General features: G+C 67.9%; 19 protein-coding genes and 1 pseudogene. 12 read left to right on the forward strand and 8 right to left on the reverse strand.

The window, feature by feature from the left end:
* The first annotated feature begins 95 nt into the window (after positions 1 to 95).
* Entirely contained in the window at positions 96 to 3911 is a 3816-nt protein-coding gene (locus tag ACXJKH_RS00340; protein WP_457317857.1) for a LamG-like jellyroll fold domain-containing protein, read from the forward strand.
* A gap of 312 nt (positions 3912 to 4223) precedes the next feature.
* Here the strand turns inward: ACXJKH_RS00340 and ACXJKH_RS00345 are convergent, their stop codons facing one another.
* From ACXJKH_RS00345 to ACXJKH_RS00360, 4 genes are all read right to left on the reverse strand, one after another.
* Positions 4224 to 5063 carry a PhzF family phenazine biosynthesis protein gene (locus ACXJKH_RS00345; RefSeq protein WP_457317858.1) on the reverse strand — a complete coding sequence of 280 codons (840 nt, stop codon included), beginning with the start codon at positions 5061 to 5063 and terminating at the stop codon, positions 4224 to 4226.
* A gap of 158 nt (positions 5064 to 5221) precedes the next feature.
* Positions 5222 to 5812, reverse strand: a complete 591-nt coding sequence (locus tag ACXJKH_RS00350; RefSeq protein ID WP_457317859.1) for a cysteine dioxygenase — start codon at positions 5810 to 5812, stop codon at positions 5222 to 5224.
* Positions 5813 to 5966: 154 nt separating this feature from the next.
* A complete protein-coding gene (locus ACXJKH_RS00355) occupies positions 5967 to 7595 on the reverse strand; it encodes a carboxylesterase/lipase family protein (protein WP_457317860.1) in 1629 nt (542 codons plus the stop codon).
* Positions 7592 to 8593: an alpha/beta hydrolase gene (locus tag ACXJKH_RS00360; protein WP_457317861.1), complete on the reverse strand. Its 1002-nt coding sequence runs from the start codon at positions 8591 to 8593 to the stop codon at positions 7592 to 7594. The genes ACXJKH_RS00355 and ACXJKH_RS00360 overlap by 4 nt, the downstream gene beginning before the upstream one ends.
* 150 nt (positions 8594 to 8743) lie before the next feature.
* On the opposite strand from ACXJKH_RS00360, the gene ACXJKH_RS00365 reads away from it, so the two are divergent.
* The 9 genes from ACXJKH_RS00365 (at position 8744) to ACXJKH_RS00405 (ending at position 18312) form a co-directional block, all read left to right on the forward strand.
* Positions 8744 to 9565, forward strand: a complete 822-nt coding sequence (locus ACXJKH_RS00365) for a 2-keto-4-pentenoate hydratase (RefSeq protein ID WP_457317862.1) — start codon at positions 8744 to 8746, stop codon at positions 9563 to 9565.
* Positions 9566 to 9602: 37 nt separating this feature from the next.
* Positions 9603 to 10607, forward strand: a complete 1005-nt coding sequence (locus ACXJKH_RS00370; protein WP_457317863.1) for a TRAP transporter substrate-binding protein — start codon at positions 9603 to 9605, stop codon at positions 10605 to 10607.
* 11 nt (positions 10608 to 10618) lie between these two features.
* Positions 10619 to 11152, forward strand: a complete 534-nt coding sequence (locus tag ACXJKH_RS00375) for a TRAP transporter small permease (protein ID WP_457317864.1) — start codon at positions 10619 to 10621, stop codon at positions 11150 to 11152.
* A 3-nt stretch (positions 11153 to 11155) separates the two neighbouring features.
* A complete protein-coding gene (locus ACXJKH_RS00380; protein WP_457317865.1) occupies positions 11156 to 12439 on the forward strand; it encodes a TRAP transporter large permease in 1284 nt (427 codons plus the stop codon).
* Positions 12440 to 12503: 64 nt separating this feature from the next.
* Complete coding sequence (locus tag ACXJKH_RS00385; protein WP_457317866.1) at positions 12504 to 14084, forward strand: family 43 glycosylhydrolase; 1581 nt, start codon at positions 12504 to 12506, stop codon at positions 14082 to 14084.
* Between the two features lie 43 nt (positions 14085 to 14127).
* Entirely contained in the window at positions 14128 to 15189 is a 1062-nt protein-coding gene (locus tag ACXJKH_RS00390; RefSeq protein WP_457317867.1) for a LacI family DNA-binding transcriptional regulator, read from the forward strand.
* Between the two features lie 219 nt (positions 15190 to 15408).
* Entirely contained in the window at positions 15409 to 16257 is an 849-nt protein-coding gene (gene kduI, locus ACXJKH_RS00395; RefSeq protein WP_256776626.1) for a 5-dehydro-4-deoxy-D-glucuronate isomerase, read from the forward strand.
* Between the two features lie 66 nt (positions 16258 to 16323).
* Entirely contained in the window at positions 16324 to 17079 is a 756-nt protein-coding gene (gene kduD / locus ACXJKH_RS00400; RefSeq protein ID WP_457317868.1) for a 2-dehydro-3-deoxy-D-gluconate 5-dehydrogenase KduD, read from the forward strand.
* Positions 17080 to 17211: 132 nt separating this feature from the next.
* A complete protein-coding gene (locus ACXJKH_RS00405; RefSeq protein WP_457317869.1) occupies positions 17212 to 18312 on the forward strand; it encodes a GDSL-type esterase/lipase family protein in 1101 nt (366 codons plus the stop codon).
* A gap of 30 nt (positions 18313 to 18342) precedes the next feature.
* Here ACXJKH_RS00405 and ACXJKH_RS00410 read toward each other — a convergent pair whose 3' ends face one another.
* Both ACXJKH_RS00410 and phhA read right to left on the reverse strand, forming a co-directional pair.
* On the reverse strand, positions 18343 to 19032 hold the full coding sequence (locus ACXJKH_RS00410) for a DMP19 family protein (RefSeq protein ID WP_457317870.1): 690 nt from the start codon (positions 19030 to 19032) through the stop codon (positions 18343 to 18345).
* Positions 19033 to 19152: 120 nt separating this feature from the next.
* A complete protein-coding gene (phhA, locus tag ACXJKH_RS00415) occupies positions 19153 to 20049 on the reverse strand; it encodes a phenylalanine 4-monooxygenase (RefSeq protein ID WP_457317873.1) in 897 nt (298 codons plus the stop codon).
* A 127-nt stretch (positions 20050 to 20176) separates the two neighbouring features.
* Between phhA and ACXJKH_RS00420 the strand changes: the two genes are divergently transcribed.
* A complete protein-coding gene (locus ACXJKH_RS00420; RefSeq protein ID WP_256776630.1) occupies positions 20177 to 20659 on the forward strand; it encodes an Lrp/AsnC family transcriptional regulator in 483 nt (160 codons plus the stop codon).
* 46 nt (positions 20660 to 20705) lie between these two features.
* Here ACXJKH_RS00420 and ACXJKH_RS00425 read toward each other — a convergent pair whose 3' ends face one another.
* On the reverse strand, positions 20706 to 20933 hold the full coding sequence (locus tag ACXJKH_RS00425; protein WP_457317871.1) for a hypothetical protein: 228 nt from the start codon (positions 20931 to 20933) through the stop codon (positions 20706 to 20708).
* A 43-nt stretch (positions 20934 to 20976) separates the two neighbouring features.
* Positions 20977 to 21975 carry a patatin-like phospholipase family protein gene (locus ACXJKH_RS00430; RefSeq protein WP_457317872.1) on the reverse strand — a complete coding sequence of 333 codons (999 nt, stop codon included), beginning with the start codon at positions 21973 to 21975 and terminating at the stop codon, positions 20977 to 20979.
* Between the two features lie 299 nt (positions 21976 to 22274).
* On the opposite strand from ACXJKH_RS00430, the pseudogene ACXJKH_RS00435 reads away from it, so the two are divergent.
* A pseudogene (locus tag ACXJKH_RS00435) lies at positions 22275 to 22571 on the forward strand (TonB-dependent receptor); the annotation flags it as partial.

The following is a 22571-nucleotide window of genomic DNA, read 5'->3' on the forward strand; positions in this document are numbered from 1 at the left end:
GGAGGCTGCGCGCCCGCACGCAGCGCACCGGCACTGCCTTCGATCCAGCTCCCCGCGCCACCGCCGTAACGTTGAGCTGTCGAAAGGAACCTGCCATGCCGCTGCACGCTGTCCGTTCGCCCCGTCGCACCCGTCTTTCGGCCAGCCTGCTGTGGATGCTGCTGGGAGGCAGCGCCGGCGCCTGGGCACAGCCGGCACCGCAGCTGCTGTTCCACGTCTCGGCCGACAACGGCTTTACCGCCGACACCGCGCAGGGCGATGCGGTCCCCAATTTCCTGGACAAGGTCAAACGCGTGCCCGATGGCGCGCGCGGATCAGCGATCCAGTGGGAAGACGACGGCGTGCTCTCGTGGAACGCGCCCGGCAACATCCAGGCCCAGCGTGGCACGCTCGGCTTCTTCTGGCGCCCCCGCTATGCGGTGGGTGAAGCGCCGTTCGTGATTTTCCGGGTCGGCTACGCCGACCACAGCAGCTGGGACATGGCCTGGCTGCGCATCGACTGGAACGGCCACGGCTTCGACGCGTTCGTCACCGACGCCAACCTGGCCCGCACGCGGGTTTCCTTCACGCTCGACCACACTCCCTCACCGCAGCAGTGGCAGCACATCGCCTTCGGTTGGGACGAGGACCACGGCGTACGCCTGTACGTCGATGGCAAGGAAGTGGCACGCCAGGAAACCACCGCCGATTACGACGCCGCGCTCGACCAGCTCGGCTTGGCCGGGCGGGTGATGGCGCCCTACCAGGTGCAGAGCCGCTACAACTTCCTGCGTGGCAGCGACCTGGACGAGATCCGCGTCTACGACCGCCTGCTCGACCCGGCCGGCATGGCCGCGCTGGCACGCAATACGGCACCGACCACGGCCGTGGCCGCGCCCGATCCGATGCGTGCCTGGCGCCATCGCTTCGGCTGGGACAACGCGGCGCCTCCAGCGCTGACTGCACCGACCACGCGCATCCGCAAGGTCGAGTTCGCCGATACCAAGGACCACAAGCAGTGGATGTGGAAGGCCACCGACGGCATCGCCGAGACCACCTGGCCCGGCGTGTACAACCGTTCGCGACTGCCCGGCCGCAACGACTACTTCCAGCTGCCGGACTGGAACACCTACGTCGACGGCGGGAAGCAGCTTGACCTGACCCTGCCGCCGGGTGAGACCGTCAACCGCATCGAAGTGCGCGGCGCCGCGTTCGGCACGCTCAGCCATGGCGACGACGGCCAGTCGCCGACGCCGCTGCTGCAGCGCCGCCAGGGCGTGGTGCGCAGCGTCGATGACATCCCCGCGCAGACCGGCGGCGTACTGCACTTTCGCAATACCGAACAGGAAACCCCCATCCAGGAAATCTGGGCCTACGACGTCAGTGCGGCGCCCGAGCCCGCCGGCACGGTCAAGCAGCGCTACGTCATCGACAGCCAGGCCCTGCCGGACTACCTCAACATCGCCGGCCTGCGGCAGTACATCGACGGCCGTTTCCCGGCGGCCGAACGCAGCACGGTGATGGCCCTGCCCAAGGGCGCCGGTTCGCGTCGCCGCAGTGCCGATACCCTGCCCGCGCAGCCGCTGCCGATCGTGCACGTGCTGATCCCTTCCGGGGTGGCCGATGCGCCGGCCRCGCAGCCGTTGATCCGCAGCTGGGCCTACAGCTGGGAGAACATGCATGACGGCCTGGACGGCGTGGCCATCGACCTGCCCGCGCTGGACCTGCCCGCCACGATCGACGGCCTGATCCCGCTCAACCTCCGCATCAAGGACCCGATCTGGCCGGCGCGCGACATGATCGATGTGTCGGTATCGGTCAAACCGGGCGAAAAGCGCACGCTGTGGCTGGACCTGCGCGACCGCATCCTCACCGCCGACAGCCTGTGGCTGTCCATCGCCTCGGCCGCACCGGGCTTCAACGCCGCCTCGCTGGACGGTGCGGAGATCCGCATGGTCTACAAGGACCGCGAAGAAGCCAAGCAGGAGCACGTGGCCGACCGCTTCAACCAGGCGCGCGACAACTGGGGCTTTCTCGTCGAGGAACACACCACCTCCAAGCGCCAGCGTCTGTATGCACGCGTCTATGCCGACCTGACCGATCTGCTGCGGGTCGATCCGGACCACGAACTCGGCCGGCTGTACTGGAACTACATCAGCTACAACAGCCAGGGCAAACCGCCCTTCGTCGCGCCGATAGCGCCCAAGGGCGTGCCGCAGTGGGCATTCGCGCAGACCGAAGACCTCAAATACGTACGTCGCTTCGTGGACTGGTGGATCGACAACCGCCAGATCGCCTACGGCGACTTCGGTGGCGGCATCTCCGATGATTCCGACCTAACCCAGCAGTGGCCCGGGTTGGCATTGATGGGCGTGCAGCCGGACCGGCTCAATGCCTCGCTCACCGCGCTGTCCGATGCGGTGTACCGCAATGGCATGTTCAGCAATGGCCTGAGCACCATCGAAACCGACGAGCTGCATGCCTACGAGGAAGGCATCAACACCAACAGCGCCATGCTCTACCTCAACTGGGGCGACCCGCTCACCGTCGAGCGGCTGATGGAGACGGTGAAGGCCTTCGACGAACGCATCATCCTGCCCAACCCGCAGGGCCAGCTGCTGTTCTCCAGCAACTGGTACGGCGGTAACAAGGTCTACCGCGAGCCGAACTGGCAGTGGCAGAAGCCGTACTCGTTCCCGGCGCTGCATCCGGCGTTCCTGATCGGCCAGTACAACGCCGATGCCACCAGCCGCAAGCTGGTCACCGGCCTGGCCGACAGCTACCTCGCCCATGCCTACACCGACGACAAAGGGCGCTGGGCGCTGCCCAACGAGATCCACTGGGCCACGGGCAAGACCCGCGGCGGCGAGCTCAACAACGGGTCCGGCGGTGGCGATGTCATGCACACCTTCTGGGCCGCGTGGCGTTGGAGCGGCGATGCGAAGTACCTCAAGGCGCTGGACTATCGCGTCGAGCGCGGCGGCCCGGGTGCGTTGTCCAACCTGGGCGAGAACTACGTGGAGGTGCTAGGCCGGGGCGGGGAGTGGAACCCGCGCCTGATCGCCGATGCCGATGCGGGCACTACCGGCTTCTCCAGCCTGATGGCGTGGCAGGCCAGTGGCGACAAGAAATACCTTGAAGCCCTGCACGCCGACGGCATCCAGGCCAAGGCGCAACGCGAGTACATGAATACCGAAGGCCATTGGTGGTCCGACCGGGTCGAAGCGCCGAGCGAGTTCCTCCAGCGTGCACGGCTGGGCGGCATCGCGCTCAAGCGCAACCAGAGCTGGCCGGGGCACACCGTGAGCTGGCGCTTCGCCCAGCCCGATGCCGCCGAACAGGTGGCGCTGCTGGTGCACGCGCCGTCGCCGGCGCGCTTCAAGGTGATCGCCTACAACCTGGGCAAACGCGCGGTGGAAGCGGACATGACCGCCTGGAATGTCACCGCCGGGCAGTGGCGGATGACCAGCGGCATTGACCGCGATGGCGATGACCGCATCGACGGCAAGGCCAGTGTGCGTGAGCTGACGCTGGAGCGCAGCGCGTCCACGGTGCTGCGCTTTTTCCCCGGCCAGGCCCAGGTGTTCGAGTTCGAGCTGGTGCAGGCCGGGCAGCCGGTCGAGCAGCGCCCCGACCTGGGCATCGGTCGCGGCGATGTGCGTGTCGATGCGGGCCAGGTGCAGGTGACCGTGCACAGCCTGGGGCATGTGGCCACCGGCGCGGGCGTGGTGCTGCTGGAAGACGCCAACGGGCGCGAGATCGCCCGCAGCGCGGTGCCGACAATGGCCGCGCCCAGTGACCTGGTGCCGAAGACCCATACGCTGCGCCTGCCGTTGCCGTTGGGAAAGCACAGCGGCCTGCGCGTGCGGGTGATGCTGGCCGATGGCGGCGCCGAGGTGACCCAGCGCAATAACGTGGTCGTGTTGGACTGACGCGCGCAACAGCGCAACAGCGGTGGGGGTCATGCCATTCCCGTGCCGCCGGCGGAGACCGGCGGTCGTTCGGGGTGCGACCCTGCCGAGGCTGCGTGCGCCTGTCAGTGGTACCGGTCTGCGGCGGTGATGCAGGGTGATGGGGTCAAGCGCACGTGCCGGTGTGGAGGTCCTGCATGCCTTGATGAGGCTGCACACGCGCAAACGCGCAGCGATACGCGCCGCCCGGGCCGCATCCCGATCGACTGCCGATGGACCTGCAACCGGTGATGTTGGCATGACCCCCGAACGAAGCACGCGCCCCATCCCCGGTTACACCGTCACCGTGCCCGCGATGCAGGTCACGCAGGCCCCGCCGATCCACAGCGCATCGCCCACCCGCTCCACCTGTAGCCGCCCGGCGCGTCCCAGCACGGTGCCCTGACTGATCACGTAGCGGTCCGGTACCTGCCCTTCCTCGAGCAACCAGCGCGCGATACCGGCATTGAGGCTGCCAGTGGCTGGATCCTCCGGCGCGCCGTCGCCAGCGATCAAGGCGCGGCTCTCGAACCGGGCCGCGTCGCCGTCGTCGGCCTGCCACGGCCCGAACACCCCCACCTTCAAACCGTCCAGCTGGGTGTAGTCCGGCTGCAGCGCCAGCACCGTGGCGCGGTCACGCAGGCGCAGTGCCAGCCAACCGGTGCCGTTGTCCACCCAGCGCGCCTCCCGCACGTCCTCGGCAGCCAGCCCCAGGGCACTGCGTACGCGATCGCGCAGCGCGGCATCGAGCGGCCCGCCGCGCAGCAGCGGCGGTGCCAGGAATGCCAGCCCGGCGTCGCTGCGGCGGATCCGCACCAGGCCGATACCGCATTCCTGCACGATCTCCTCGCCCTGGGGCGCCCCGCCCTGCGCCAACCACGCGTGGCAGCTGCCCAGGGTGGGGTGGCCAGCGAATGGCAGTTCCTCCAGCGTGGTGAAAATGCGCACCCGGTAGTCCGCGCGCGGATCGGTCGGCGGCAGCACGAAGGTGGTTTCGCTGAGGTTGGTCCAGCGCGCGAACGCGGCCATGCGCGCGTCATCGATGCCGTCCGCCTCGAGTACCACCGCGAGCGGATTGCCCAGCAGCGGATCGGCACTGAACACGTTGACCTGTTGGAACGGATGGGTGGACATCGGGAACTCCGGGAGCACCACCGGATTATCCACGCCCGCCCCCGGCTAGAGCCGAGCCACGCTCGGCTGCCCTTCGCGGGAGATGACAGGCCGGCACGCGAAGAGGCGCATGATGCGCCGGGTTGCGTCGTTGCCGAGCAGGGCCCGGCACGACCGGATCACGCCGCGTCGGTTTCCATCACCTGCACGCGGCGCGCGTACCAGTCGCCGCCGTCGGGCTCGAACACCGCGCTGCGGGTCATTTCACCCTGGTAGACGTGGACCGAGATCGCCAGATCCTCAGCGCTGGTGTTGCGGATGGTGTGGTACTCGTGCGGCGGGATCAGGCTGCCGGCACTGCCGCAGTCGCCGAGGATGGCCGGTTGTGCGCGGAAGCGGAAGCGCTCGCCGTCGCGCTCCAGCAGCTGGTACTGGGTGATTTCCAGCTGGCCCAGCCACACCCCTTCCACGCACCACAGGCCGCTGTGGTCGTGCAGTGGCGTGCCCTGCCCCGGCCCCCAGCTCATCGCCACGATGCTGTAGCCGTGCGCGGCGCTGCGGTACAGCTCGCGGCGCGCGTAGTGGTCTTCGATCGGGTGGTGCACGCAGGCGGGCAGCTGGATGCGGCTGTCGGCGATCGCCTCGCGCAGCGCGTGGCGCAGCGTGGCGGCGATCTGGTGGGCATCATCGTGCTGTACCGCGTGATCGACGGCGGCAATCAATCGATCACGTCCGTGGAACGGGGGAAACGGGTCGCGGAAATCGTGCATGTCCCCAGTCTAGGCGATCACGGTGAACGCCATGTTTGACGGGAATCACGACAGATCGGGTCGAATCAAGCGTAACGCCAATTAAAATCGACGAAAAAGTGCCTAACGCCTATCAAACGAACCGCGCGCCAGGTCGTATTCGGCCCGCATGCCATCACCCGAACGTACCGCGCTGGATGAAAGGCGCCTGCCTGTACAGCTCGCGCTCGCCCCCGCGTGGATCGTCGGCCTGGCGCGGGGTCCGGTCGAACAGCATCGTCTCGCGGCGATCGAGCGAGTACCTGTCCCACCGTGGCAGTCCCGCATGGTGGGGATCGCCATGCCGCGCGAACGCGATCAACGCCTCGCTCATCAATGCGGCCACCTGCCGGGCGTCATCACCATCGCCCGTGCGCGAACCCGGCCGGTCGGTGGTGTCCAATACCAGCGGGATGTCCAGCGTGTGGAAGGCACCGAACCGCCCCCCGTCCAGTGGTGAGCCCCAATCCAGCTGGTAGGCCCAGGTCGGTGCGCCTTGGCGTGCACGCGCCTCCAGTTCTTCCACCGCACCGCGCCACGAGCGCCCGGCGGTGGTCGCCGCGAAGAACACGTCCGAGGGCGTGTAGTGCGGATACAGGCGCCGGTACTCGGCGATCACGGTCGAAGGCAGCAGGTCGGTGTACTGCTCCTTCTCCAGCTTGGCCGGCAAGGTCTCCCAAGTAAGGGAGAAGTTGGCCGGGTCGTTGCCGAGGAAGGCGCGGGTTTCATCGTGGGTGTTGCCGATCACCATCGGGATGCCGGCCGACTGCGCGGCCGCCTCCGGCCAGAACGGATGTACCGGCAACACTGCGCCATCCAGCACCGGGCCGAAGTACAGGCCCGTGTCTTCCACCCGCGAGGGATCACGGGCCCGCGTGGCTGCCAGCAGTGCCTCGGTGGACAGCGCGCGCAACGCGGCCACGTCGGCCGCACCCACCGCCTGCATCGCAATCCGCGCGCGTTGGCTGGCTGCACGCGGACCAGCGGCGGTCACCTGCTGGCCGCTCATGGTCCACGCGCGCTGGAACAACCCACGCGCGGCGGGCMTCGCCATCAGCGTGGCGATCTTCGCACCGCCCCCGGACTGGCCGAACACGGTGATGTTGCCGGCATCGCCGCCGAACTCGTGCGCGTGCTGGCGTACCCACTGCAACGCCTGCACCAGGTCGAGCTGGCCGACGTTGCCCGAGCCGGCCAGGGCCGGGTCGCCGAAGGCGCCCAGGTACAGATAGCCGAACACGTTGAGCCGGTGGTTGACCGTCACCACCACCACATCGCCGCGCCGGCACAACGCGGCGCCGTCGTACAGCGGATCGCTGCCCGAGCCGTTGTTGTAGGCGCCGCCGTGGATGTAGAACAGGATCGGGCGCTTGCCGCCATCGCGCAGCGCCGGCGTCCACACGTTGAGGTACAGGCAGTCTTCGCTACCCGGACCCTCGCTGCTGCCCTGCGGCGCGGCAGGACCGTACGCGCTGGCATCGCGCACGCCGCGCCACGGCAGTTCCTGCAGCGCCGGCAGGAAGCGCCGGGTGCGCGTATCGGCACCGTAGGCAATGCCGCGGAACACGTTTACCTCCTGCTCGATCTGGCCGCGTAGGCGTCCGCTGCGCACCGTCGCCAGCGGCGCGGCATCGCGGCGTGGGCCGGGGGCCGCCGCCGCGGCCGTCGACAGCAGCGGCAGGCTGCCCGCGGCGAGCATCACCGCGTAGCGCGCGCTGTCGCGCAGGAAGCGGCGGCGTTGCAGATCGGCGGGTGAATCGCTCATCGGCGTGCCTCCGCAGCCTGCGTGCCTTGCGCCTGCATCCACTGCAGGGCCAGCGTGGGCCACTGCGCGGTGGTGAGCCCGGGGCGGATGCGCACGCCGAAGCCGTGCCCGCCCTGCGGGAACAGGTGCATCTCGCTGGCGACGCCGGCCCGGGTAAGCGCCTGGTAGTAGACCAGGCTGTTGTGCACCGCCACCACCTTGTCGTCCTGCGCGTGCACCAGGAAGGTCGGCGGCATGTCCGCGCGCACGTGCTCCTGCATCGAGAACTGCGCCACCCGCGCCGCATCGGGATGCTCGCCGAGCAGGCGAACGCGCGAGCCCGTGTGCGCGTGCGCCCCCATGTCGATCACCGGGTACAGCAGCAGCGCCACGTCCGGCCGCGCGCTCTGGCGGTCGATTGCATCGCGCGCCGGGTACACCGGCAGATCGAAGCCGGTGCTCAGCCGCGCCGCGACGTGGCCACCGGCGGAGAACCCGATCACCCCGATGCGGCCCGGATCGAGCTGCCAGCGGTTCGCGCCGTCGCGGATCAGGCGCAGCGCGCGCTGTGCATCGGCCAACGCGGCCTGGCGATCGCTGCGCCCGACTGGCAGCCGGTAGCGCAGCACGAACAGGGTCACCCCGCCGTGCTCGACGAAGGCCGGCACCAGTGCGGTGCCTTCCTTGTCCAGCACGATGCGCTGGTAGCCGCCGCCGGGAATCACCAGCAGGGCGCTGCCGTTGGGCTGCCTGGGACGGTAGGCGACCAGATACGGGGCATCCACATCGTCGATGTAGCGGTCCGGCACTGCCGGGTCGTCGCTGCGCTCGATGACATGCGGGGTGCGCGGCGCGCCGGTTTCGCCCGGCACTTGCCCGGCCGGCCACAGCGCGATGCGGTCCGGACTGCCCGGGGCGGGCTCGCTCGCCGGTACGCTGCGCTCGGCGGCGTGCAGCATCGAAGAGGAGCTGGCCAGCAGCAGCCAGGCCAGCAATGGCAACAGAACAGCGCGGGGCATCGGCAGGTGTCCTTGTGGGCGGATGGAACGGTCATCGTGCCCCAGCCGCAGCCTTCTGACGCGCTGCACATTGCCAATGACACCGGTTTACCATATACAGCTCATCCAGGCGCTGTCGATGGGCAGTGCACCATTCACCGGGAGACCCGCTTGAGCAACGATCACGGCACACACGACCTGCCAGACCAGGGGTTGGGCGAGATCGCCCACGCCTTCGTCGGCGCCCGCCAACAGGGCCGCGCGCTGCCCGAATTCCCCGGTGAGATCCCGCCGGACCTGGTGACCGCCTATCGCGTCCAGGACCAGGCGATCGGACTGTGGGACGACCAGGTGGTCGGGTGGAAGGTCGGTTACATCGCTGCCGAGCGTCGCGACAGCTCCGGTGATGACCGCCTGCTGGGCCCGATTTTCGCCCGCCGGCTCTGGAATGCTACCGGTGGAACAGTGGACATTCCGGTGTTCGTCGGCGGCTTCGGTGCGGTCGAGGCCGAGTTCGTGATCCAGCTGCTGGAAGACGCGCCGGCCGACAAGCTGCACTGGACCGCCGAGGAAGCCGAGGCGCTGCCGGCCAAGCTGTTCTACGGCGTGGAAGTGGCCAGCAGCCCGCTGGCCACCATCAACAAGCTCGGCCCGCGCGTGGTGGTGTCCGATTTCGGCAACAACAACGGTCTGGTGCTCGGCGCGGAAATCCCCGACTGGACCGCCCTGGACGACGCCGACCTGCGGGCGGAAACCCGCATCGAAGGCGAGGTGGTCGGCACCGGCGGCGCCACCCTGCTGCCGGGTGGACTGCGTACCGCCTATGCGTTCGCGCTGGCCCGTTCGGCGCAGCGCGGGCGGCCGCTCAAGGCCGGCGACCTGATCGCCAGCGGCAACGCCACCGGCATCCACGATATCGCCGTAGGCCAACAGGCACTGATCCGTTTCGCCGGCTACGGCGACATTACCTGCAGGGCCATCGCTGCCGGGTAACCGTGCAGCCATGGACAGTCCGCTTGGGAGGGCGCAGATGTTCACTCGCAGAAATTTCCTTGCCACCAGTCTGGGCGCGCTGAGCGTGCCCGTGCTGTCCGGTTGTTCGCGTCCCGGTGGCACCGAGGTCGCCGGCGCACGCCTGCTGACCGCCACCGACGTGCACGTGGCCGACTACCCCACCGTGACCGCGGTGAAGTGGATCGGCCAGCAGCTCGAGCAGAAGACCGGCGGCCGCCTCAAGCTGCGCCAGTACCACTCCGGCCAGCTCGGTCGCGAGTCCGAGGCGATCGACATGGCGCGCTTCGGCGCCATCGACATCACCCGGGTCTATTCCGGCGCGCTCAACAACGCGTTCCCGATGACCCAGGCGCTGTGTCTGCCCTACGTGTTCGAGTCGGTGGCGCACATGYGCCGCGCCCTCGATGGCGGCATCGCCGATGCGGTGCTGCGCGGTTTTGAAACCCGCGACCTGGTCGGCCTGGCCATCTACGATTCCGGCGCGCGCTGCTTCTACAACACCAAGCACCCGATCGTCGAACCCAAGGACCTGCACGGGCTGAAGTTGCGCGTGGCGTCCTCGGACATCTTCATCCAGCTGATCCGCCTGCTCGGTGCCAATCCGACCCCGATGTCGCTGGGCGACACGTTCTCGGGCATGGAGACGCACATGATCGACGGTGCGGAAAACAACATGCGCAGCTTCCACTCCAGCCGTCACTTCGAGGCCGCGCATTACTGGTCGCAGAGCGATCACTCCTATGCACCGGACGTGCTGCTGATGTCGCGCGACAGCTTCGAACAGCTCAGCCCGGCCGACCGCCAGCTGCTGCTGCAGACCGCGCGCGAATCGGTGGACGTGATGCGCCAGCAGTGGGATGCCTCGGAAAACGCCGCGCGCCAGGCCGTGGCCGACGCCGGCATCCAGTTCAACGCGGTCGACATGCCCGCTTTCCGCAAGGCCGCCGATCCGCTGTTGCAGCAGTACCTGCAGCAGCCGGAGATCGCCGCGCTCACCCGTCGCATCCGCGACTTCGCCTGAGGCCCGCCGCGATGTCCGACATGAGTTCAGAAACCACCGCCGTCACCGTCAGCGCGCCGCAACGCGTGCTCAATGCCCTTGCCGACGGCGCGATCCACATTGCCGTCCTGGCCCTGCTCGGGCTGGTGCTGGTGCAGGGCTGGCAGGTGTTTGCCCGCTACGTCATCAACGATTCGCCCAGCTGGACCGAGCCGGTCACGCTGCTGCTGCTGGCCACCGCGATGAGCCTGGGCGCGGCCACCGGCGTGCATACGCGGCGCCACTTCGGCTTCTTCCTGCTGGCCGCGCACATGGGCCCGGGCCTGCGCCGCGCGGTGGATGTGTTCGCTGCGCTGGTGGTGGCCGTGCTCGGCGTGGTCATCGCCTGGTGGGCGGCGGTGCTGCTGCTGGACGGGCTGGACATCAAGGCCGCCGGCGCCAACCTGCCGCAGAGCATCAACTACCTGCCGCTGTGCATCGGCGGCGCATTGATGGCGATCTTCGCGGTGAACCAGATGGTGCAGGCGGTACAGCCGGCCGACGTTGTTGCAGAAGGAGACCGTTGAGTCATGGGTATCACGATCCTGTTCACTGTTTTCGCGGTACTCCTGCTGCTTGGCGTGCCGGTCGCCTTTGCCCTGGCCRCGGCCGCCCTGGCCACGCTGTGGTACCTGGACCTGCCCACGCTGGTGCTGGTGCAGCAGATCTCCGCCGGCACCGGGTCGGCGTCGCTGATCGCCATCCCACTGTTCATCTTCGCCGGCGAAATCATGATGCGCGGCGGTATCTCCGAACGCCTGATCTCGCTGGCGTCCTCGCTGGTGGGACGCATGCGCGGCGGCCTGGGCCAGGTCTCGATCCTGTCCTCGCTGTTCTTCGGCGGCGTGTCCGGTTCGGCCATCGCCGATGTATCGGCGGTGGGCGGCACGATGATTCCGCAGATGGTCAAGCGCGGCTACGACCGTGATTTCGCGGTCAATGTCAGCATCACCGCTGCGCTGGTCGCGCTGCTGGTGCCGCCGTCGCACAACCTGATCCTGTTCTCGGCTGCGGCCGGTGGCGGGTTGTCGATCGCCGATCTGTTCGCTGCCGGTATCGTGCCGGCGCTGTTGATGACGGTGGCGCTGATGGTCACCGGTTACGTGGTCGCGCGCCGTCGCGGCTACGGCGTGGAAGTGTTCCCTGGCTGGCGCGCGGTGCTGTTGCGCATGGTTTCAGCCCTGCCCGGCCTGGGCCTGGTCGCGCTGATCTTCATCGGTATCCGCGCGGGCATTTTCACCGCCGTGGAAAGCGCCGCCATTGCCGTGGTCTACGCACTGCTGGTCACCACCGTGCTGTACCGCCAACTCAACTGGCGCGAGTTCCTGGGCACGGTCACCCATGCCGCACGCAGCACCGGGGTGATCCTGTTCGTGATCGCCACCGCGGCGGTGTTCGGCTGGCTGCTGGCCTACCTGGAGGTGCCCGCAGCGGCGGTGGACTTCCTGCAGTCCTTCGCGCACAGCAAGTTCATGGTGCTGCTGATGATCGTGGTGATGCTGCTGTTGCTGGGCACCTTCATGGACCTGGCGCCGATGATCCTGATCTGCACGCCGATCTTCCTGCCGGTGGCCAAGGCGTACGGCATTGATCCGATCCACTTCGGCCTGGTGCTGGTGCTGACCGGTGGCCTGGGGCTGGTGACCCCGCCGGTGGGCTCGGTGCTGTTCATCGGCACGGCGATCGGCAAGATCAGCGTCGGCGAGAGCATGCGCTCGATCTGGCCGTTCTGGTTCGCCGCGCTGGGCGTGCTGGTGATCGTCACCTTCTTCCCCGAACTGTCGCTGTGGCTGCCGGCGCTGTTGCGCGCCTGAGCCAGGACCTCGCCGGGACGCGGCACGTACGCGCGCGTCCCCACGCTGCAACGCGGAGATGTCAATGCACCTGAGCAAGATCCTGGCCGGCCTCGCCGCCGGCCTGCTGCTGGCCACGACGGCACACGCCGCCCCGCCACCGGCCACGTCGTGGAAGCRCGGCATCGAGAACCAGCGCCAGGCCGATCTCGGCGACGGCACCTTCCTCAACCCGGTGTTCGCCGGCGACCGCCCCGACCCGTCGGTCCTCAAGGATGGCGAGGACTACTACCTCACCCTGTCCTCGTTCGACGCCTACCCGGGGCTGCCGATCTGGCACTCGCGTGACCTGGTCAACTGGCAGCCGCTGGGCCATGCAATCACGAAGAATGTCGGGGCGATCTGGGCGCCGGACATCGTCAAGCACCAGGGCCGCTACTTCATCTACTTCCCCGCGCGCACCGCCGAGGCGCGCAGCAACTTCGTGGTGTGGGCCGACAGCATCCAGGGCCCGTGGAGCGAGCCGATCGACATCGGGCTGGGCGGGTATATCGATCCTGGTCACGCGGTGGGCGAAGACGGCAAGCGCTACCTCTTCCTCAGCGGCGGCGCTTACGTGCAGTTGGCTGATGACGGCCTGAGCGTGGTCGGCACCCCCAAGCATGTCTACGACGGCTGGAAATACCCGCAAAGCTGGGACGTGGAGGCCTATGCGCAGGAAGGGCCGAAGATCAATGTCCGCGATGGCTGGTACTACATGACCACCGCCGTCGGCGGTACCGCCGGTCCGCCGACCGGGCACATGGTGATCACCGCGCGCTCGCGTTCGATCCACGGGCCGTGGCAGAACGCGCCCAACAACCCGATCGTGCGCACGCAGTCGGCGGCCGAACCGTGGTGGTCGCGCGGCCACGCCACGGTCATCGAAGGCACCGACGGGCGCTGGTGGATGATGTACCACGGCTACGAGAACGGGTACTGGACCCTGGGCCGGCAGGCGTTGCTGGAACCGATCGAATGGACCGACGACGGCTGGTTCGTGGCCAGGGGCGGCGATCTGGGCCAACCGCTGCGCAAACCGTCGGGCACCTCGTTGGGCGCGCATGGCATGGCGTTGTCGGATGATTTCAGGGGCCCGGCCCTTGGCGCGCAGTGGTCGTTCTTCAACCCGGCCCAGGACGAGTACCGGCGCCTGGACTTCAGCGGTGACGGCCTGCTGCTGCAGGGCAAGGGCCAGACCCCGCGCGATGCCTCCCCGCTGACCGCGATCGCCGGCGATCCGGCCTACCAGTTCGAGGTCGAGATGGAGATCGCCCCCGGCGCGGTGGGCGGCGCCCTGCTCTTCTACAGCGACCGCCTGTACGCCGGCGTGGGCAGCAACGGCGAGGCCCTCGTCATGCACCGCTACGGTGAGGAGCGCCCCACCCGGCTGGCGCCCAGTGCCAAGGGCGGCAGGCTGTGGCTGCGGGTGACCAACAACCGCCACATCGTCACCCTTCACACCAGCAACGACGGCCAAACCTGGCACAAGTACCCGGTTCAGATGGAAGTCTCCGGCTACCATCACAATGTGGCCGGGAAGTTCCTCGCCCTGAAGCCGGCCCTGTATGCCGCCGGCGACGGCAAGGTGCGGTTCCGCCATTTCCGCTACCGGGCCCTGGATTGAACGGCCCGCTAGAATCCCCTGACTCATCCCCGGTTTGAACGACATGTCATTGCGCAGCAAAACCGATCCGATGCCACCGCACGGATTGACCAAGGGCAAGGCCGCTACGATCAATGACATCGCGCGCCTGTCCGGGGTATCCAAGAAGACCGTCTCGCGCATCATCAACAACTCGCCGCTGGTGCGCAAAGACACCCGCGACAAGGTCGAGGCGCTGATGCGCGAAGTCGGCTATGCGCCCGACCCGCTCGCACGCGGGCTGGCGTTCCGGCGCTCGTTCCTGATCGGCATGGTCTACGACAACCCCACCGCGCAGTACATCGTGGACATGCAGTACGGCGCGCTCGACGCGCTGCGCGGGTCCAGCTTCGAACTGGTGGTGCATCCGTGCGACTCGCGCAGCCCCGGTTACATCGAGGGCGTGCGTCGCTTCGTGCAGCAGCAGAAGCTGCACGGTGTGATCCTGGTGCCGCGTGCGTCCGAAGACCAGGCGCTGGTGGACATGCTCGACGAGATCGGCTGTCGCTTCACCCGCATCGCCTCGCTGCCGCTGGATGACACCTCGCAGATGGTGGTCACCCATGACCGCGACGGCGCCGCCGAAGCGGCCGATTACCTGCTCTCGCTCGGCCACCGCGACATCGCGCTGGTCACCGGCCCGAGCGCGTACCGCTCGGCGCACGAGCGCACCGCTGGCTTCATCGATGCCCTGGCCAAGCGCGGTATCGAACTGCCGCCGGCACGCATCGTCGAAGCCGGTTACACCTTCGAATCGGGCGTGGCCGCTGCTGAAAAACTGCTGCTCGGCAAGCAGCGCCCGACCGCCATCTTCACCGGTAACGATGAAATGGCCGCCGGTATTTACAAGGTCGCGCTGCGCGCGGGCATCAACATCCCGCGCCAGCTGTCGATCATCGGCTACGACGACAGCCCGCTGGCCTCGCGCCTGTGGCCGTCGCTGACCTCGGTCCGTCGCCACACCCGCGACACCGGGCGTACCGCCGCGGCCATGCTGATCCAGCCTGACGGCCAGGCCGCGCTGCAGATCGCCAGCGTGCGCCCGCACCTGATCGTGCGCGATTCCTGCCAGCCGCCCGAGGATTGACCCGCGCCGCGATGGCAACGACGGGCGTTCATGATGAACGCGTCGCCACGCGCCCGTGCAATCGGTTGCCGATCGCACGGCTTTTCTGACATGGACCCCACGCCGGGCCTGCCCTGGCCTATCGTGCGCTGCAAAATGACACCGGTTTACCAACTCGCTACACTTTGACCAAATCGCGCCGGGGCCGACCTGTTGCCCCACCCCTGCTCTGGAGACGCCATGTACTGCAAGACCCACTACGCCACCCATCCCGACGCCATCAAGGGCGCCAGCAATGACGACCTGCGCGAGCTGTACCTGCTCGACGGCCTGTTCAATGCCGATGCGGTGACGCTGAAGTACACCCACTACGAGCGCTTCGTGCTCGGCGGTGCCGCCCCGGTCAATGGCCCGCTATCGCTGCCCAGGCAGACCGAGCCGGCCTCCGCTGCCGGCCACCCGTTCCTGGAGCGTCGCGAGCTGGGCATCATCAACGTCGGCGCCGGCAGCGGCACCGTCACCGTGGATGGCACCGTGTTCACGCTCGGCCCGAAGGACGGCCTGTACGTGGCGATGGGCAGCGTCGAGGTGGTGTTCGCCTCCGATGACGCGGCCACGCCGGCGCAGTTCTACCTGGCCTCGACCCCGGCGCATGCGCGCTTTGAGACCAAGCAGCTGTCGATCAAGGACGCCGTCGCGCTGGATCGCGGCGCGCTGGAAACCAGCAACGAGCGCACCATCTACCAGTACATCGTGCCGGCGACCTGCCAGTCCTCGCAGCTGCTGCTGGGCCTGACCGTGCTCAAGCCGGGCAGCGTCTGGAACACCATGCCGCCGCACCTGCACGACCGCCGCAGCGAGGTCTATTTCTACTTCGACCTCGGCCAGAACGACCGTGTGTACCACTTCATGGGCGAGCCGGACGCGCAGCGCCACATCGTCATCCAGAACAACGAAGCGGTGGTCTCCCCGCCGTGGTCGATCCACATGGGCGCCGGCACCAGCAACTACGCCTTCATCTGGGCGATGGGCGGCGAAAACCTGGATTACACCGACATGCACGTGCTGGACATCTGCCAGCTCAAGTGACCCCGATGCGTCGCCCGCAGCGTGCGGGCGGCGCCTGTGCCGCATTGGAAAAGGACCGCATACGCAATGGCTAATCCGTTCAGTCTGGAAGGCAAGGTCGCCCTGGTCACCGGTGGCAACACCGGCCTGGGGCAGGGCATCGCGGTGGCGCTGGCGCACGCCGGTGCCGACGTCGCCGTGGCGGGCATCCAGCCGCCCACCGAGACCATCGCCGCCATCACCGCGCTGGGCCGCCGCTGCTTGGCGATCGAAGCGAACCTGATCAGCATCGAGCCGGTGGAACGCGTCATCCGCGAAACCATCGAGGGCCTCGGTGGCCTGGATATCCTGGTCAACAACGCCGGCCTGATCCGCCGCGCCGACGCGGTGGATTTCAGCGAGCAGGACTGGGACGACGTCATGAACGTCAACATCAAGTCCGCGTTCTTCATCTCGCAGGCCGCCGGCAGGCACTTCATTGCCCAAGGGCGCGGCAAGATCATCAACATCGCCTCGATGCTGTCCTTCCAGGGCGGCATCCGCGTGCCGTCCTACACTGCCAGCAAGAGCGGTATCGCCGGCGTCACCCGCCTGTTGGCCAACGAGTGGGCCAGCAAGGGCATCAACGTCAACGCGATCGCGCCGGGCTACATGGCCACCGACAACACCGCCGCGCTGCGCGCCGACCAGGACCGCAACAAGTCCATCCTCGACCGCATCCCGGCGGCCCGTTGGGGCACCCCGGAAGACCTCGGCGGTACGGCGGTGTTCCTGGCCTCCAGCGCATCGGATTACGTCAACGGCGCGGTGCTGCCGGTCGACGGCGGCTGGCTGGCGCGGTAAGCGACACCATCGAACGGTGCGCCCACGCGGGCAGACGATGGGCGCCCTTGGGCGCCCATCTGTCATTCGGACATCCCATCTGCCCGGTAGTGCCGGCCGCTGGCCGGCAGCTCTCCACCCAGGAGCATGACCATGTTGCGTTTGCTGCTGTCCCTGTCGCTGTTGATGGCGGCCCCCAGCGCGCTGAGCGCCCCGCACCGCATCTTCATTGCCGGGGATTCCACCGCCGCCGAGTACGGCCCCGAGCGCGCGCCGCAGGCCGGCTGGGGCCAGGCCCTGCAGAGTTACCTCGATCCCGCCGCGTGGGAGGTGCGCAACCACGCCAAGGGCGGGCGCAGCACGCGCAGCTTCATCGAAGAAAAACGCCTGGACGCCATTGCCGGCGAGCTCCAGCGCGGCGACGTGCTGCTGATCCAGTTCGGCCACAACGACGCCAAGGTCGAAGATCCCTCGCGCTACACCGACCCGGCCACGGCCTACCCGCAGTACCTGATGCGCTACGTCCAGCTGGCCCGCGACAAGGGTGCAACGCCGGTGATGATCACCCCCGCGGCCCGGTTGCTGTACGACTTCGGCTCGCTGTTGGACACCCATGCGCTGTACACGCAGTCGATGAAACAGCTGGCCACGCGCGAKCAGGTGGCGCTGATCGATCTCAACGACACCTCCACGCGCTGGATCCGCGCGCTGGGCGAGCAGGGCGCGCGTCCGTACTTCCTGTTCGTCCCGGAACAGAACAAGGCCGATGGCACCCATTTCAGCGTCGCCGGTGCCAATGCGGTGGCCTGCCTGGTGGTGCGCGACTGGGTGGCGCTGCAGCCTGAACTCAAGTCGGCGCTGAAGCGTGATATCGACTGCGAGGTGCGCAGTGCGGGGCAGGGCGGTGATGCCGCCAGCCCCTCGCGTGTCGTGCACGAGCGCGATATCGCCGTGACCCAGCCGGGGCCGCATGGTGGGGCGGGGCCGACCACCGCTTATCCCTTCTTCGCCGAGGATGACCTGCCGTTCGTGCTGCGCAAGCGCGTGCTGCACAAGGGCGCGGGCATCGGCCTGCACCCGCAGCACAAGGACGAGATCTACTACATCGTCAGCGGGCGCGGCAGCTACGTGCTGGATGGCAAGCAGTACGACGTGGTGGCGGGCGATGCGCTGCTGACCCGCACCGGCAGCCTGCACGCGCTGCAGCAGGTGGGCGACGATGACCTGGTGGTGTTGCTGGCCTATCCCCGGTAAGTACCGACCGCTGGTCGGCACCGGGCGTACTCACTGCTGCGGGCCGGCATCCGGCTCCGGCCCGAAATGCAGCACGCCGAGCCTGGCCAGGTCCTCGGGGCGTGCGTAGTACGCCTCTTCAAACTGCTCCAGCGCGTCCTGCTCCGCAGGCGTCATCGCCTCGTACAGATCGCTCAACTCGGTCACCGCCGGATCATCCTCAAAACGATCCAGCAGCCCGCGCATGCCGGCCAGCGCCGCATGGGTCTGGTCCGCACCCATGGCACGCAGCCCCTGCAGGGCCAGTTGGCAGGTGGGGTCGCCCCAGTTGCACAGGAACTGCATGAAGCCGCCGTTGTTGATGTCCGCTTCCATCCGCCACAAGGCCACCAGCAGCTGGTCCTGCGCTGACAGCGCGTCCAGTCTCCAGTCCAGCGCATGCAGCCGCTGCATGGCATGGTCGTAGCGCGCATCCCACAGCAGGTCCAGCACGTAGACCATGCCGGTGGCCGACGCCGGCGACAGCGCCGGCCAGTTCGCGCCGAGGCCGTCGTCGGTCAACACCCACTGCGCACGCTGCTTCGCCGACGCCTTCTCCAGCCGCGGGTTGCGCGTGAGGAACTCAGCCACCTGCGTCCCGTTGGCCAGCTGCAGGTGTACGTGGGTGGCATCGAAGTGGATGGATTGGATGCGGAACGCGGGCAGAGGCATGGCGTTGGACAGCGGCACGGGCAGGGCCAAGACCTTATCAGAGCTCAATCCATCCCCCGGTAGAGCCGACCGTTGGTCGGCTGCTCCACATCCATGCTGCCCGCGGCACTGTCGCGCGAACGGCAGCCGACCAACGGTCGGCTCTACCGATCAGACGTCGCCGCCGGCTTCCCAACCTTCGCCTGTGCCCTTCTGGAACACGCGGTCGCCGTCCTGCACGTCACCGGCCGGCAGGTGGTCCTTGGCTTCCAGCGCCGCATAGATCGGGGTGAAGTCCGGCGCGGTCGCCTGCATCAGCTGCTCGAAGCTATCGATGACGAAGTAGGTCTTCTGGAAGGTGTCGATGCGGTAGCGCGTGCGCATGATCCGCTCCAGGTCGAAGCCGATCCGGTTCGGCGCCGCCGATTCCAGCGAGTACAGCGATTCGCCCTTGGACGAGACGATGCCGGCGCMGTAGATGCGCAGGCCCTCGTCGGTGTTGATCAGGCCGAACTCCACCGTGTACCAGTACAGGCGGGTGAGGTGCTGCAGCGCTTCGGGGCCGATCGCATGCGCCTTGACGCCGCCGCGCCCGTAGGCGGCCATGTAGTCGGCGAACACCGGGTTCATCAGCAACGGCACGTGTCCGAACAGGTCATGGAACATGTCCGGCTCGGCGATGTAATCGATCTGGTCCGGGCGACGGATCCACCAGGTCACCGGGAAGCGACGGTTGGCCAGGTGGTCGAAGAAATCCAGCTCCGGCAGCAGCCCTTCCACCCCGACCAGGGTCCAGCCGGTGGCCGCGCCCAGTACTTCGTTGAGCTGGTCGAAGCGCGGGATCATGTGCGCGCTCATGCCCATCTCGTCCTGGGCGTGCAGGAACTCCTTGCTGGCGCGGCCGTCGAGCAGCGCGCGTTGGCGCTGGTACAGGGTGCTCCAGGTCGCGTGGTCGTCGGCGGTGTAAGTGTCCCAAGGCTGTTCAACCACGGCGGTGGTATAGACCGGCACGTATCCCTTGTCGGTCTGCTGGTGTTCGACACGGCGTGGGGTGGTGGCGGTTTCCATCGTGGTGGTCTCCTGGGACGTCATATGACGATGCTAGGGCAGGGGGCGCGCAAGAGGATTGCAAAGTTGCGCGGATATGCCGGATTGGCGCAATATCATTGCGTCCATCTCATGTTGCGGAGCAGCAATGGCCGGAGATACCCAGTTCGACCGCACGGATCTTCGCCTACTGGCAGAAATCCAGCAGCACGGCCGTGCCACCAACGCCGAGCTGGCCGTCCGGGTGAACCTGTCCCCGTCGGCCTGCCTGCGCCGCGTGCAGCGCCTGGAAAGCGAGGGGGTGATTGCCGGTTACGGTGCGCGGCTGGAGCCACGCCTGATCGGCCTGGGCCTGCAGGCCTTCGTCCGCGTGCAGCTGGAGAAGCACGACCAGCACGCCATCGGCGTGTTCGCCGACAGCGTCGTGGAATGGGATGAAGTGGTGGCCTGCCATGCGCTCACCGGCGACATGGACTACCTGCTGCACATCTACGTGCGCGACCTGGAGCATTTCTCCAGTTTCCTGCTCGACAAGCTACTCAATGCCGCCGGCGTTGCCGACGTCAATTCCAGCTTCGTGCTGCGCACGGTGAAGGACTTCCGCGCGCTGCCGCTGTCGCAGCTGGAGTAATGCGGATCGCAAACGCGATCACGTGGTGTAACCGCCCGGCGGTCGCTTACACGATCATTTCAACCCGGTAGAGCAGACCGTTGGTCGACCGCGCGACCACCCCAACCCGGTAGAGTCGACCGTTGGTCGACTGCGCGACCACCCCAACCCGGTAGAGCCGACCGTTGGTCGGCCGCGCGACCACCCCAACCCGGTAGAGTCGACCGTTGGTCGACTGTGCGACCACCCCAACCCGGTAGAGTCGACCGTTGGTCGACTGCGCGGAAACCAACATCAGGAGCAGCCGACCAACGGTCGGCTCCACCGGCGGCGGGGCGTCAGCCCTCGCACTTCTCCTTGCGCCCCATCAGCCGGCCCACGCGCGAGGGTGCATCACACTTGGGCTTGGGCGGCGGCGGGGCGAGCGCGGCGGCGCGCGCGCGCTGCAACTGCTGCACCTTGGCGCGGATCTGCGGCATCACCGCCATCGCCGCTTTCTCGCCTTCCAGGATCGCGTTGTTGCGCTGGCTGAAATCGGCCGCGCCAATGTCCAGCACCTTGGGCCGGATGATGATGTCCGCGCGCGCCAGTTCCTGCTCGCCCAGGCGCTGGCCCATGATCGAGATCGACTGGTTGACGATGCCGAGCATGCCGGTGGGCGCCTTGCCGCTGGCCTTGCTGGAGATGTCCACGGCGATCACGATGTCCGCGCCGAGCTGGCGCGCGGCATCCACCGGCACCGGGCTGACCACGCCGCCATCGATGTAGTTGCCCTTGCCGATCTTCACCGGCTCGAACACGCCCGGGATGCTGCTGGAGGCGCGCACCGCCTGGCCGGCGTTGCCGCGCACGAAGATCGCCCGGTCGCCGGTTTCCAGCTGGGTGGCCACCGCGGCGAACGGCTTGGCGAACTTCTCGATCGGGCGGTTGCCGACCTGGGTGTTGACGTAGTCCTGCAGCTTCTGGCCCTGCACCAGGCCGCCGGAGAACAGGCGCACATCGCGGATGCTGGTCTCGTCCAGGGCCACTGCCTTGGACTGCATCTGGAACGCGTCCATACCGCTGGCATACAGCGCACCGACCACGCTGCCGGCACTGGTGCCCGACACCACCACCGGCTCGAAGCCATTGGCCTCGAGCATCTTGATCACCCCGATATGCGCAAAACCCTTGGCCGCACCGCCACCCAGTGCGATGCCGATCCTGACCGGCTTGGCCTGCGCCACGGGCGTAGCCACCGGCGGCGGGGTCGGGCGGACCGGATCACCGCCGCAGCCGGCCAGCAGGCCGAGCAGGGCAACGGACAGCGTCAGGCGGGTGCGGCGCAGTGATTTCATCGGGGTGTCTGCAGGTGAATAGGCAACGGAGGGCGCCAGCATACCGAAGCCACGGCGGGCCGGGCGGGACACGGCAGCGCTTATTCAGCGCCGCGCTGGCCCAGGCGGCGGCTTCGTGCATCGGAGGAGGCCTGCCGCGTGTGCGCTTCCGGCAACCATCAGGGAATCTGCGAACCGCGTCCACAACGACATGGCCGAATCCTGCTAATGAATGACCGCAATTTGCGACGCTGTTGTTGTACTGCAACAATTGTCTGGTAGCGCCGGTCCACCACCCCTCCCAACACAGCCTAATCGCCATGTTCCCGAACCGCACTGCCCACGGCCGGTTTCCGTCCGTGCACCCGCTCGTCCTCGCTCTGACCGCCCTGCTGCCATTGACGGCCGCAGCCCAGGAAGCACCCGCCGCCAAGGATCCGGTCGCCCTCGATACCCTGCAGGTGACGGCCCAGCGCCGCGTGGAAAACGCCAAGGACGTGCCGGTGTCGATCTCGGCCATCCAGGGCGAGAAGCTCGATGTGCTCGGTTCGGCCGGCGACGACATCCGCTTCCTGGCCGCGCGCGTGCCCAGCCTGAACATCGAATCGTCCTACGGT

Source organism: Stenotrophomonas sp. P5_B8 (assembly GCF_054049855.1).

Coding starts and splice junctions, on each gene's coding strand:
- ACXJKH_RS00345 (WP_457317858.1), bottom strand. CDS start 5,063: ATGTCCACCCATCCGTTCCAACAGGTCAACGTGTTCAGTGCCGATCCG.
- ACXJKH_RS00350 (WP_457317859.1), bottom strand. CDS start 5,812: ATGCACGATTTCCGCGACCCGTTTCCCCCGTTCCACGGACGTGATCGA.
- ACXJKH_RS00360 (WP_457317861.1), bottom strand. CDS start 8,593: ATGCCCCGCGCTGTTCTGTTGCCATTGCTGGCCTGGCTGCTGCTGGCC.
- ACXJKH_RS00375 (WP_457317864.1), top strand. CDS start 10,619: ATGTCCGACATGAGTTCAGAAACCACCGCCGTCACCGTCAGCGCGCCG.
- ACXJKH_RS00390 (WP_457317867.1), top strand. CDS start 14,128: ATGTCATTGCGCAGCAAAACCGATCCGATGCCACCGCACGGATTGACC.
- kduI (WP_256776626.1), top strand. CDS start 15,409: ATGTACTGCAAGACCCACTACGCCACCCATCCCGACGCCATCAAGGGC.
- kduD (WP_457317868.1), top strand. CDS start 16,324: ATGGCTAATCCGTTCAGTCTGGAAGGCAAGGTCGCCCTGGTCACCGGT.
- ACXJKH_RS00420 (WP_256776630.1), top strand. CDS start 20,177: ATGGCCGGAGATACCCAGTTCGACCGCACGGATCTTCGCCTACTGGCA.
- ACXJKH_RS00425 (WP_457317871.1), bottom strand. CDS start 20,933: ATGTTGGTTTCCGCGCAGTCGACCAACGGTCGACTCTACCGGGTTGGG.
- ACXJKH_RS00430 (WP_457317872.1), bottom strand. CDS start 21,975: ATGAAATCACTGCGCCGCACCCGCCTGACGCTGTCCGTTGCCCTGCTC.